This window comes from Vicinamibacterales bacterium (assembly GCA_041659285.1).
Lineage (GTDB): Bacteria > Acidobacteriota > Vicinamibacteria > Vicinamibacterales > UBA2999 > 12-FULL-67-14b.
This window is the reverse complement of sequence record JBAZYO010000010.1, coordinates 75,491-87,872: the sequence shown is the minus strand read 5'-3', so window position 1 is coordinate 87,872 and position 12,382 is coordinate 75,491. Positions and strand designations below refer to the sequence as shown.

At 67.7% G+C, this 12,382-nt stretch carries 13 protein-coding genes; 8 read left to right on the top strand and 5 right to left on the bottom strand.

The window, feature by feature from the left end; genetic code table 11:
- Positions 1 to 2 precede the first annotated feature (2 nt).
- Positions 3 to 938, bottom strand: a complete 936-nt coding sequence (locus WC815_16615) for a cysteine synthase family protein (protein ID MFA5910407.1) — start codon at positions 936 to 938, stop codon at positions 3 to 5.
- A gap of 41 nt (positions 939 to 979) precedes the next feature.
- Between WC815_16615 and WC815_16610 the strand changes: the two genes are divergently transcribed.
- From WC815_16610 to WC815_16585, 6 genes are read left to right on the top strand one after another with little or no spacing between them, the layout of a single operon-like run.
- Positions 980 to 2,278, top strand: a complete 1,299-nt coding sequence (locus WC815_16610) for a serine hydrolase domain-containing protein (GenBank protein MFA5910406.1) — start codon at positions 980 to 982, stop codon at positions 2,276 to 2,278.
- A gap of 1 nt (position 2,279) precedes the next feature.
- Entirely contained in the window at positions 2,280 to 4,349 is a 2,070-nt protein-coding gene (locus tag WC815_16605) for a PQQ-binding-like beta-propeller repeat protein (protein MFA5910405.1), read from the top strand.
- The gene (locus WC815_16600; GenBank protein ID MFA5910404.1) at positions 4,346 to 5,470 is read left to right on the top strand and encodes a beta-propeller fold lactonase family protein; all 1,125 of its coding nucleotides are present in this window, start codon (positions 4,346 to 4,348) and stop codon (positions 5,468 to 5,470) included. Before WC815_16605 ends, WC815_16600 begins: the two co-directional genes overlap by 4 nt.
- 45 nt (positions 5,471 to 5,515) lie before the next feature.
- The gene (locus WC815_16595; GenBank protein MFA5910403.1) at positions 5,516 to 6,166 is read left to right on the top strand and encodes a DUF2911 domain-containing protein; all 651 of its coding nucleotides are present in this window, start codon (positions 5,516 to 5,518) and stop codon (positions 6,164 to 6,166) included.
- A gap of 3 nt (positions 6,167 to 6,169) precedes the next feature.
- Positions 6,170 to 7,930: a sodium:solute symporter family protein gene (locus tag WC815_16590; GenBank protein ID MFA5910402.1), complete on the top strand. Its 1,761-nt coding sequence runs from the start codon at positions 6,170 to 6,172 to the stop codon at positions 7,928 to 7,930.
- Entirely contained in the window at positions 7,918 to 8,484 is a 567-nt protein-coding gene (locus WC815_16585; protein MFA5910401.1) for a carboxymuconolactone decarboxylase family protein, read from the top strand. Before WC815_16590 ends, WC815_16585 begins: the two co-directional genes overlap by 13 nt.
- Here WC815_16585 and WC815_16580 read toward each other — a convergent pair whose 3' ends face one another.
- Positions 8,485 to 8,871 (bottom strand): type II toxin-antitoxin system VapC family toxin, encoded by a 387-nt coding sequence (locus tag WC815_16580; GenBank protein MFA5910400.1) that lies wholly within the window; start codon positions 8,869 to 8,871, stop codon positions 8,485 to 8,487.
- Positions 8,855 to 9,097 (bottom strand): hypothetical protein, encoded by a 243-nt coding sequence (locus tag WC815_16575; GenBank protein MFA5910399.1) that lies wholly within the window; start codon positions 9,095 to 9,097, stop codon positions 8,855 to 8,857. The genes WC815_16580 and WC815_16575 overlap by 17 nt, the downstream gene beginning before the upstream one ends.
- A gap of 91 nt (positions 9,098 to 9,188) precedes the next feature.
- On the opposite strand from WC815_16575, the gene WC815_16570 reads away from it, so the two are divergent.
- Positions 9,189 to 9,749, top strand: coding sequence for a hypothetical protein (locus tag WC815_16570; GenBank protein MFA5910398.1), 561 nt, complete (start codon positions 9,189 to 9,191; stop codon positions 9,747 to 9,749).
- Positions 9,746 to 10,390, top strand: coding sequence for a hypothetical protein (locus WC815_16565; protein ID MFA5910397.1), 645 nt, complete (start codon positions 9,746 to 9,748; stop codon positions 10,388 to 10,390). The genes WC815_16570 and WC815_16565 overlap by 4 nt, the downstream gene beginning before the upstream one ends.
- A gap of 8 nt (positions 10,391 to 10,398) precedes the next feature.
- Here WC815_16565 and WC815_16560 read toward each other — a convergent pair whose 3' ends face one another.
- Together WC815_16560 and WC815_16555 are read right to left on the bottom strand one after the other, a co-directional pair.
- Positions 10,399 to 11,037: a hypothetical protein gene (locus WC815_16560; protein MFA5910396.1), complete on the bottom strand. Its 639-nt coding sequence runs from the start codon at positions 11,035 to 11,037 to the stop codon at positions 10,399 to 10,401.
- A gap of 9 nt (positions 11,038 to 11,046) precedes the next feature.
- Entirely contained in the window at positions 11,047 to 12,369 is a 1,323-nt protein-coding gene (locus tag WC815_16555) for a hypothetical protein (GenBank protein ID MFA5910395.1), read from the bottom strand.
- Positions 12,370 to 12,382 lie beyond the last annotated feature (13 nt).

Sequence of the window (12,382 nt, the reverse complement as noted above, 5' to 3'; positions counted from 1 at the left end):
CCTCACTTGTAGAGATCGCCGGCGAGGTATTTCAGCCCGGTGTCGCACGCCACGGTCGCAACCACCTTGCCCGGTCCCAGCTCGCGCGCCAGGTCGAGTGCCGCCACCAGGTTCATGCCCGTCGATGTGCCGGCAAACAATCCCTCTTCCTTCGCCGCGCGCTTGGCCATCGCGCGTCCCGCGTTCTCGTCAATGACGCGCACTTCGTCGTAGCTGCCCTTGGTCAGGTGCGGCGGCCAGAAGCCCGCCGCCGTGCCCTCGACGCGGTGCGCTCCGCCCTTGCCGGTCGTGAGAAACGGCGAGGTCGACGGCTCGAGGGCGATAATGCGCGTGGCCTGGCCGGACTGCTTCAGCGCCTGCGACACGCCCACCAGCATGCCGGCCGTGCCCACCATGCCGGCGAACGCGTCCACCGTGCCAACCTGCTCAACCAGTTCGCGGCCGATGTTGGCGTAGCCGTCGATGGCGTCCGCGTTGTTGAACTGATCCGTCCAGAACGTGTTCGGGTCCTGCATCAACTCCTTGATGCGCGCCTTGAAGCGGTCGAACAGCGCCGGCGTCACCTTGCCGCCGTCGCTCGGCACCAGCTCGAGGTCGGCGCCGAACGCGCGCATGGTATCGAGCTTCTCGGCGGCGAACGCATCCGACGAGAGCGGATGGAAGTCATAGCCCTTCATCGCGCACACCAGCGCCAGCGACGAGCCGGTGCTGCCGCCGGTGTATTCGACGACGCGCATGCCCTTGCGCAGGGTGCCGCGCTGTTCGGCGCCTTCAATCATCGCCAGCGCCATCCGGTCCTTGTAGGAGCCGGTCGGATTGAAGTACTCCAGCTTGACCACCACGGTGGCCGAGCCGGGCGCCACCAGCCGATGGAGACGAACGACCGGTGTGGAACCGATGGCGCGGAGGACGGAATCGACGGGTGCCGGCAAAGACATGTTGTGGATTATGATGCCGCGTCCCCGAGGAGGGATACCCGATGATTGCGATCAAATCCGCGTTCCGCGCGCTCGCCCTGACGGCCCTGGCGGGTTACGCCGTCTCGGCCCAGGCGCCCGCCGTTCGCCCCGTCGCCGCCCCGGCCGCCACCGTTGGCGTCTCGGCCGAGCGGCTCGGCCGTCTGCATGCCGGCATGCAGGGCTTCGTGGACCGCCACGAGGCCGGCGGCATCGTCACGCTGATCGCGCGCGACGGCAAGACCGTGGACGTGCACGCCTCGGGCTTCCAGGACGTCGAGAGCCGCACGCCGATGCGGACCGACTCGCTGTTCCGCATTGCCTCGATGACCAAGCCCGTCACCAGCGTCGCGTTGATGATGCTGTACGAAGAGGGCAAGCTGCTGCTCACCGATCCGGTGTCGAAGTTCATTCCGGCCTTCAAGAGCTCGCGCGTGCTCGAGGCCGGCGCCGAGGTGCCGGTGGCGGCCCGCCGCGGCATCAACCTGCGCGACCTGCTGTCGCACCGCTCGGGACTGACGTACGGGTTCATCAATGGCGGCCCGGTGGGGAACGGCTACCGGAAGGGCGGTGTCATCGACGGATTGACCACGACGACGATGACGCTGGCGGAGGCCATCGACAAGCTGGCCGCGGAGCCGCTCGTCAGCCAGCCGGGCGCGGCGTGGAACTACAGCCTCTCCACCGACGTCCTCGGGCGCGTTGTCGAAGTGGCATCGGGACAGCCCTTCCAGGTGTTCCTGCGCGAGCGCATCTTCAAGCCGCTGCGCATGACCGACACCGATTTCGTCGTGCCCGAAGCCAAGCGGCCGCGGCTGACCACGGTCTATTCCCCCGACGGCAGCGGCGGCATCAGGCCGATGAAGGATCCCGAATCGTTCGGGAACACCGTGATGTCGCCGGTTGCCTCGTACAAAGAGTCCAAGACCTACTTCTCAGGCGGCGCGGGGTTGATCTCGACCGCGCGCGATTACGCGCGCTTCGCGCAGATGCTGTTGAACGGCGGCTCGCTCGACGGGACGCGGTTGCTCAGCCCGAAGACCATCGAGCTGATGACGGTGAGCCACACCACCGATCTGCCGTCGGGCGGGCTCATTGGCAACGGCGCCGGCTTCGGCCTCGGCTTCCGCGTGGTGACCGAGGTGGGCGGCACGCAAACGCTCGGCTCGCCCGGCCTCTACGGCTGGAGCGGCATCTACGGCACCGTCTTCTGGGTGGATCCGAAAGAGCGGCTGGTCGCGATCATGATGGTGCAGCGGTATCCCGGGTCGGCGGTTGCCACGGCGTTTCAGCCGCTGGTCTACCAGGCGCTGGTGAAATAGCGTGCGCACGTATCGCGTTGGGTTTGCAGGGCTGGCGTGCGCGCTGGCGCTCGCCATGGCTGCGCTCGTCGTCGCGCAGGCGCCCGATCGCGGCTGGCCGATGCACGGCGGCGTGGATAACATCCGATACTCGCCGCTCACGCAGATCAACAAGTCCAACGTCGCGCAGTTGAAGGTCGCCTGGACCTACGACTCCAAGGATGCCTTTCCCGCATCCGAGATGCAGAGCCATCCCGTGGTCGTGGACGGCACGCTCTACGTCACCACTCCCAGCATGAAAGTGGCCGCGGTCGACGCAGCGTCCGGGCAGGAGCGCTGGAGCTTCAGCCTGGCGCCGGCCGGGGCGCCGCGGACGCGGTTCCGCCACCGCGGCGTCACGGTTCACCAGGATCGCGTGTTCGCGACCTACCGCAACTTCCTCTTCGCGCTCGACCGCGCGACCGGAAAGCCGATCGCGTCGTTCGGCACCGACGGACGGATCGATCTGCGTGAGGGCCTCGGTCTGCCAGTGGAACGGGCCACCGTGAGCGCCAGCACGCCGGGCGCGATCTTCGAGGACCTGATCATCTTCGGCAGCAGCGTTCCCGAGACGCTGCCGGGCACGCCCGGTCACATCCGCGCCTTCGACGTGCGCACGGGGAAGATGCGCTGGATCTTCCACACCATCCCGCAGGCGGGCGAGTTCGGCGCCGAGACGTGGCCGAAAGGGCCGACGCTCTCGGGCGGCGCCAACGCGTGGGCCGGTGTCACCGTGGATCAGGGCAACGCCATGGTCTTTGCCGCCACCGGCTCGGCCTCGTTCGATTGGTACGGCGTCAATCGGCATGGCGACAACCTGTTCGCCGACTCGGTGCTCGCGCTCGACGCCCGCACCGGCAAGCGCGTCTGGCACTACCAGGTCATCAAGCACGATCTCTGGGACTGGGACCTGCCGACGGCGCCGAGCCTGGTAACGGTAGTGCGCAACGGCAAGCCGGTGCCAGCGGTCGCGCAACTGACCAAGCACGGCTACGTCTTCGTGCTGGACCGCAAGACCGGCGCGCCGCTGTTCCCGGTGGAGGAGCGCCGCGCGCCGGAATCCACCATCGACGGCGAGCAGGCGGCCGCCCGGCAGCGCCACCCGTTGTCGCCACCGCCATTCACGCGGCAGCAGATGACGGAGTCGATGGTCACCACGCGCACGCCCGAGGCGCACGCCGCGGTGCTGGCGCAGTTCCGGCAGTTAACCAGCGGTCCGCTGTTCACGCCGCCGACCAACGGCCTGATCGTCTTTCCGGGCGTGGACGGCGGCGCCGAATGGGGCGGCGGTGCGTTCGATCCCGACACCGGGCTGCTCTACGTGAACGCCAACGAGATGCCGTGGATCATGCGGCTGATCCCCAACACCGACACCGCGCTCTACGGCAGCAAGTGTGCGTCGTGCCATCGCTCGGATCGCACCGGCGGGCCGCAGGCGCCGTCGCTGGTGGACGTGGCGAAACGCCTGTCGCGCGACGAGATGGCGGCCATCATCCGCCAGGGCACCGGCCGCATGCCGGGTTTCCCCGACATGGGCGCGAAGAACATCGGCGACGTGGTCGAGTTTCTCGTCACTGGGAAGGACCAGGCGGGCGATCCGGCGATCGCCAGCGACCCCAATCGCCTGAAGTACCGCAACGACGGCGAGGTGCTGTGGCGCGACCCGGACGGGTATCCACCGATCACGCCGCCATGGGGCACCTTGAGCGCCATCGACCTCAACGCCGGCACCATGCGCTGGCACAAGCCGCTCGGTGAGTATCCAGAGCTGGTCGCCAAGGGCATGACAGACACCGGCAGCGACAACTACGGCGGCCCCGTCGTCACCGCCGGCGGCCTGCTGTTCATCGCCGCCACCAACTTCGATCGCAAGCTGAGAGCGTTCGACAAGCTGACCGGAGAGTTGTTGTGGGAGACCGTGCTGCCGTTTGCGGGCAACGCCACGCCGTCCACCTACATGCTGAACGGCAAGCAGTACCTGGTGATCGCCTGTGGCGGCGGCAAGAACGGCGCGCCGTCGGGCAGCACGATTGTCGCCTTCACCCTGCCATGAGAAAACACAAACGCCCGTTGTTGCTAGCTGTGGTCGCGATGGCGGTTCTCTCGGTCGCCGCCCGCGCGCTTGAATCGCAGGCGGCCCGCGACTCGGCGCCCGCGTTCCAGGTGGATCCGGCGTGGCCGAAACTGCCGAAGCAGTGGATCCTCGGCCAGGTGTCTGGTGTCGCCACCGATGCGCGGGATCACGTCTGGGTTCTCCAGCGGCCCTGGTCTCTCAATAGCGACGAGATGGCGAAGAATCCCGAGGCGGAATGCTGCCATGCCGCGCCGCCGGTGATGGAGTTCGACTCTTCGGGCAACTACGTCCAGGGCTGGGGCGGTAAGCCGGCCGACGGCAGCTACGAATGGCCCGAAGACGAGCACGGTATCCACGTCGACTACAAGGGCAACGTCTGGGTGTCGTCCGCCGGCGGGCCGCGCATGCGCGAGGGCAAGGAGAACTTCCTCCTGAAGTTCACCAGCACCGGGAAGTTCCTGCTGCAGATCGGTCGCCGCGGGATGAGCAAGGGCAGCCTCGATACCGGCAACGTCAACAACGCCGCCGACATCTGGGTGCACCCGGCGACCAACGAACTGTTCGTCGCCGACGGCTACCTCAATCGCAGGGTGCTCGTGCTCGATGCCGACACCGGCGCCTTCAAGCGGATGTGGGGCGCTTACGGCAACGTCCCGGACGACCAGGCGCCCAAAGCGTTTGTCGGCGAGGGTCCGGGCCCGCAGCAATTCAACACCGTGCACGGGATCAAGGTGTCAACCGACGGCCTGGTCTACGTCAACGATCGGCTGAACAATCGCATCCAGGTGTTCACCGTCGACGGCAAGTTCCAGCGGGAAGTCTTCATCGAGCGAAAGACGCAGTTGCTGGGCACGTCGTTCAACACCGCGTTCTCGCCCGACCGGGACCAGCGCTGGCTCTACGTCGCCGACGCCGGCAACGGCCGCATCCACATCCTCGATCGCCGGAGCATGACGGAGGCGGGCGCCTTCGGCCGCATCGGGCACTACGCCGGCCAGTTTGTCTTCATGCACAACCTTGCCACCGACTCACGAGGGAACCTGTATGTGAGCGAAGTCGGCAACGGCCGCCGCGTGCAGAAGTTCGTGTTGCAGAGATAGCGCTCAGTGATAATGGTGCGGCTGTCGTTTTCCAGGAGAGTTGTGATGAATGTCCGGTTCGTGCTGTCGATGTCCGCGTTGTGCGTGGCTCTGAGTGCCGCGTCGTTGGCCCAGGCCATTCCCGACGTGAAGCTGCCGCCGTCGCCCGCGGGGCAGGCCTCGATCCAGCTTGGCGGACGATGGGAAAAGACCGCCGAGGGCGGCCAGGCCTATCGCGATGGCAAGTGGGTGGTCGTCGACTACGGCCGTCCGCTGCTGCGCGGGCGCAAGGACATCTTCGGCGCGGGCGCCGATTACGGCAAGACCGTCAACGCCGGCGCCCCGGTCTGGCGCGCCGGTGCCAACGACACGACCCGGCTGACCACGCAGGCGCCGCTCGCGATCGGCGGCAAGACCATCGCGCCGGGCGTCTACAACGTGTTCGTCGATCTGAAGCCGGGCGCCTGGACGTTGGTGCTGAGCACCCAGCCGGTGCAGGAGAAGTTCGATCCGAACGACAAGGTCAGGCTGTCTGGCGCCACCAACTACGACCCGAAGTTCGATGTCCTCCGCGTGCCGATGACGGTGCGCGCCGGCGAGCAGTCGGTCGAGCAGCTCACGATCGGCTTCGTCAACGTGACCGAGGCCGGCGCCACGCTTACCATCGCGTGGGACCGGACACTGGCGTCCGTGGACCTGAAGCTCGGCGCAAAATAGGCCATGCAGCTGACCACCCTCGACTGGGTGATCGTCCTCGTCTCCATCGCCCTGTCGTTCGCGCCCGCCATCTACCTGATGCGCCGGGCGGGGTCCAGCACCACCGAATTCTTCACCTCCGGCCGCGCCGCGCCGTGGTGGCTGATCGGCGGCTCGATGGTGGCCACCACCTTCAGCACCGACACGCCCAATCTGGTCACCAACCTGGTTCGCGAGCACGGCGTCGCCAACAACTGGGTGTGGTGGGCGTTCCTGCTCACCGGCATGAGCACGGTGTTCTTCTACGCCCGCATGTGGCGCCGGTCGGGCGTGCTCACCGATCTCGAGTTCTACGAGATCCGCTATTCGGGCAGGGCCGCCGCCACGGTGCGCGGCTTCCGCGCCGTCTACCTCGGCCTGTTCTTCAACATCGTGATCATGGCGACCGTCAACCTGGCGGCGGCGAAAATCGCCAACGTGCTCCTCGGCTGGCCGATGTGGGAGACGCTCGCCATCTGCGCGGTGATCAACGTGGCCTTCGCGTCGATCGCGGGGTTGTGGGGCGTGCTCATTACCGACGTGTTCCAGTTCGTCATCGCCATGGTGGCGTCGGTGTCGGCCGCCTACTTCGCGCTGCAGCAGCCGCAGGTCGGCGGCTTGTCCGGCCTGATGGCGCAGATCCCGCCGTCGACGTTGCAGCTGCTTCCAGACTTCAATGACTGGACGCTGACGCTATCGGTCCTGGTCTTGCCGCTCACCATCTCGTGGTGGTCGGTGTGGTACCCGGGCTCGGAGCCTGGTGGCGGCAGCTACATCGCGCAACGCATCCTGGCGGCGAAGAGCGAGCGGGATGCCCTCGGCGGCACCCTCTTCTTCAATCTCGCCCACTACGCGCTGCGCCCGTGGCCGTGGATCATCGTCGCCCTGTCGTCGATGCTCGTGTTCCCGCAGCTCTCCGACATCGCCAGGGCGTTCCCGTACCTCGAGCCGACCATGATCGGCCACGACATGGCGTATCCCGCCATGCTCACATTTCTGCCCGCGGGCTTCCTGGGCTTGATGGTCGCGGGCCTGCTCGCCGCCTACGTGTCCACCATCTCCACGCATCTCAACTGGGGCACGTCGTACCTCGTCCACGATCTCTATCGACGCTTCTTCCGGAACGACGCCAGCGAGCGTCACTACGTCTGGATGGGCCGCCTCGTCACGGCGCTGTTGATGCTGCTGGCCGCGGGGATGACGTTCCTCCTCGAATCCGCGCGATCGAGCTTCGAGTTGCTGCTCTCGATCGGCGCCGGCTCCGGGTTGCTCTATCTGCTGCGCTGGTACTGGTGGCGCATCAACGCCTGGAGCGAGATCGCCGCCATGGCGGTGTCGTTCGTCGTCGCCGTCGGATTCTTCGTCGCCGGGAAGATGGGCTACGCCGTGGGCGCCAACATCGTGCTGCTCGTGACGGTTGGTGTCACCACGGTGGCGTGGGTGGGGGCGACGTTGCTGACACGGCCCGAGAGCGAGGAAACACTCGTGGCGTTCTATCGCCTCGTGCGCCCGGCGGGTCCCGGCTGGCGAGACATCTCACGGAAGGCCGGCGTCGGCCCGTCGCCCGACAGCCTGCCGCAGCAGCTTCTCGGCTGGATCCTCGGCTGCACCTTCGTTTACGCGACGCTGTTCGGCGCCGGCAGCGCGCTCTACGGCCTGACCTCGCAAGCCACGGTATGGGCTGTCGTCTGGGCGGTCAGCGGCATCGCGCTGCTTCGCATGCTGAGGGCCCTATGGCGCGCCTGACATTTCCAATCGTTGAGCAGATGGATGCCGACCAGCGCCGCGTCTACGACGCCACGGTGGCCGGCCGCCGCGGCACCGCGCCGGCGAATGTGATGGCGTGGCTCCGCAGCCCGGAACTGGCGGGCCGCGCCCAGCACCTGGGCGAGTTCGTGCGCTATTCCACGACGCTGCCGCCGCGGTTGTCGGAGCTGGCCATCCTCGTGGTCGCCCGCCACTGGACGTCGCAGTACGAATGGGCCGTGCACCGGGCCGAAGCGCTCGAGGCCGGGCTCGACGAAGGCGTCATCGACGACATCGCCGCGCGCCGACAGCCGCACTTCTCCGAAGCGGATGAGCACGCCGTCTACGAGTTCTCGGCGGCGCTGATGACGCGCTGCCAGGTGCCGGCAGACCAATATGCGCGCGCGGTCGCCGCCATCGGCGAGAAAGGCGTGGTCGAACTGGTCGGCCTGCTCGGTTACTACACGCTGGTGGCGATGACGCTCAACACGTTCGAGATCGAGCCGCCGCCCGGGAGCGAGCCATTGCCGGCGGCGCCGCCAACGGGTCCGTAGTCAGACGAAGCGCTCCCGCATCGCTTGATTGACGCGCGCCAACTGATTGTCCAGCGTTACCAGTTCGAGATCTCTCGAGAGTGCCAGCCACAGGTAACTCGCGTCATAAGCCGTGAGTCCCGTTCGCACTGCCAAGGCAGCCACCTCGGTCGCCGGCACAGCCACCCGGTTTATGTTCACGTGGACGAGGCCGGTGAGCATGGTCAGCAGGGCCGCGCCATCCTTCGGCTCGCGGCGAATGCGCTTCCAGCAGATATTGGCCAGCTCAAAGTCGATCAGATGGGGAGCGATCAGCGTTTCGCCCTCGGTGTGCGCGCTAACCGTTGCCCCATCCGCTTCGTTGAAGAGCACGGCCCCCACCGCCGAGGCGTCAACGACGAGGGTCATCCCGATCTTCCCGAATCATCCGGACAGACTCGCCGTCGACACCTTTGAGGCCCAGCCTCTTGGCCAGCGCCGCCAGATCGCCCAGCGTCGTGACGTGCCCTGCCTCTTCAAGGATTGACTGGAGCTCGCCCTGTAGCGACCGGTTGTTGCGCGCGGCCCGCACCTTGAGCCGCTTGGCGACAGCGATGGGCACGTTCTTCACTGACAAGGTCACGGTCTTTCCCATGGCTCCATTATGGAGCCATTATGGAGCCATGGCAACTGCTGTCGGACCTCGTCCGTAGTAATCTGTCCCGGAGGCCTCCTTGAATCGACTAGTGACGACTACTCTCGCGGCCATGATGTGCCTGGCCGTTGCCGCTCCCGCGCTCGCGCAGACCCGCAGCTACAAGATCCTCGCGACCAGCAAGACGTCAACGATGCAGAAAGAGATGCAGGAGGCGGGGGAGGCCGGCTACCGCTTCGTCGCGGTGATGGGCGGCGAGACCGCCGTCGGCGGCAAGGAAGTGGTCGTGCTCGTGGAGAAGGCCGCCGACGACAAGAACACCTACAGCTATCGCCTGCTCGCGACCAGCAAGACCTCCACGCTGCAGAAGGAACTGCAGGAGGCGGGCGACGCCGGCTTCCACGCCGTGGGCCAGACCGTGTTCGAAAGCCTCTTCGGCGGCAAGGAAACCGTCGCCATCGTCCAGAAGGGCTCCGCCGCCGCGACGCCGCGTTACGAGTACAAGCTCGTCGCCACCAGCAAGACGTCAACGCTGGAGAAGGAGCTGAAGGAGCTCACCGACGCCGGCTACCAGGCCGTCGACCTGACGGTTGGCAAGACCGCGCTGGGCGGCAGCGAGATCGTGGTGATCACGCGCCGACTCGCCAAGTGAAGGCAGCCGCCATCGCCGCCGTGCTGACCGGCGTCCTGGGCTTCGCCCAGGGCGCCGACCAGCCGTGGCTGTCGTGGGATGCGCCGCGCGCGCAGGCCATCGGCAAGGCCGCCTATGTACAGGGGCGCGTCGGCGGCATCTTCGACACGCGGCTGCTCAAGACCGAACGTTCCTACAACTACAAGCTGGCGGCGACGTGGATGACGGGCGACGTCATCCGCGCCACCGCGCGCGTGCTGCAGATCAGCCAGCGCTTGCCGAACGAGGAGGCCCGGGCGATGGTGGCCGAGGCCGAGGCGGTGGGCGACACCGTCGTGATGGTGGAGATCGATCCACGAGAGGGCTCGGGCGTCATCCCAAGTGACTGGTCGGCGTTCCTGCAACCGGCCACGGCTCGCGGCACCGAGGCCCGCGCAGTACGCGGCGAGGGTCGTCCGCAGTTGCGGGACGTAAAGGCTCTGACCGGCGTGCTCCGGCGCAATTACGACTACGACCGCTTCTGGGTGGTGTTCCCGCTTCGTCACCCGGATGGCGCGCCGCTCTTCGACGCGAGCGCCACCGAGGCCGAGCTCGTGGTGAGAATCGCCGACCGCGAGGGCCGCGTCAAGTGGCCGATTCCCGCCTCGCTCAGGGCACGCTGAACCCGGCGTCAGGCACCGACTTGCGTCACGTCGCCGCTGGTCCTGCTGCGGCGTCGCCGGCGCCACCACTGCGCGAACACCGCCGCGAATGCCAGTGCCGTCATCGCGATCACGGCGCGTCTCACCATCACGACCCCCTGCTGGTCGGCAGCCGGAGCAGCCGGGCTCACTGCGGCCGGAGCGGGCGTGGCCTCGACCGCGGGATGACCGGGCGGAAGCGCCGCCGCCGGTGCGGCGCTCGCGCCGGCCGTGCCGGCGCCCGCGATCAGCAGGATGCGCACGCCCGATTCCGCGGGCATGCGGAACGCATCCGACTGCAACCGCTCGCCGTTGACGATCGCTGACGCGCGTACCTCCGCGCCGATCGGCAGGTGCGCGAACTCGGCCCGGCCCTGCGCCTTGGCCGGCGCGTGAAGCGGCGCCTGGCCGGTCACGTCGAGATCCACCATCGTGCCGGTGAGGTCACCGGTGAACGCGCCTTGCACCACTCGCACGGTCAGCGTGCCCGGCGGCAGCGCGCCGTCGTTCAACGCCATGCCCGCCGCCCGCACCATGGCAGGCTCCCCCGCGGGTGGCGCGACGGCCTGGCCGGCGGCGCTGGCGCCGGTGCCAAGGGCGATTCCGATGACGATGCACACGCGTCTCATTGGTGGGTCCTATCGCATCCGGTAGGTGATCCCGGTCATCACCCGAAGCTCGTGCAGGCCTTCATCCATCGTGTAGTCCACGTTGCCCATCACCGAGAACTGGCGGTTGATGGTGGCCGAAACGTTGGCCGACAGCCGCCGCGTCCACGGACGCGATTCGATGACCAGTCCATCGCTGCGCAGGAAGCGCACGACCGCCAGCGACGTCGAGTAGTCGCCGGCAACATACACCGAACGGCCGATGGTGTGGCCAATGGAGAGGTAGCGCGAGTGATAGGGCCCGGTGGGGCGGTCGATGCGAGCGTCGGACCCCGAGAGGTCGAAGCCCGTTCCGAACAGGTTGCTGGCGTAGCCGCCCACCGTCAGCCGCCCCGTCGTGGCATCGTCACGGTTGTTCTTGTCGCGGGCGTAGCCGCCGTAGATTTCCACCCGGGGCGCCACCTTCACGCTGATGCGGCCCCCGGCACTCTCATACCGCAGGCCGTCCACCGCCGTGGCGCTCAGCGCGCGCCCGTTGATCACGTCGTCCGCGAGCTGCCGCGCGTCGAGGGCGCGCCCGCGGTTGTAGGTGCCCTGTAGTTCAACCTTCGGGCCCGCGGAGGCCCGCGCGTTCATGAGGAAGTACGACAGGCCGCCCTTGGCGGCGCCGTCAGCCGGCCCGGTGAGGTCGTATTCGAGCGCCTGGTAAGCGAAGAACGACGTGCCGACGGGAATGTAGTTGGTGACGCTCAGCATCGAGCGTTCGGTGAGCGACCCATGGCGGATGTTCGTGAACCCGACGACGTGGCGCCGCAGGAAGCCGCTTTCGAGGCCGACATAGCCGCCGAACTTGGTGACGCCGTCGGCGTAGCCGGTTTGGTAGCCAAGGGGTTCGGTGCCGGCAAAGCCCCCCGCGATCAGGCGGCGCTCGGCGCCGGCCGCGGCGCTGCGGTACTCGGCGAGGCCGCCCGCCAGCGAGCCGGCGGTGCCCAGGTCTGGCAGCCACATGTGCCCGGCGCGGATGCGGAACTGGCCGCGGTCGCCAAGGCGCGCGCCGACGTATCCGTCGTAGAGCGACACGCGGTCGGGGCGCTCGGATGCGCTGTAGCCGGTGTGCCGCACGTCCACGCCGGCCTCGAGGCCGCTGCCCTCGACATCCGGCGTCCTGAACGTGAACGCGGTGGCGAAGTCAAAGGCGTTGCTGCTGTCGCCGCCGTCCGGACTCCGTCGCGTCGTCGTCACGTAGAACGACACCCGGGCGTCCGGTTTAGGCGGTGGCGACTGCGCCCACCCGGGCGTGGCCGCCACCAGCATCACGACACCGGCCCTCAATGCATGCGTGCGGAAGGTCATGTTCACCTCGTCA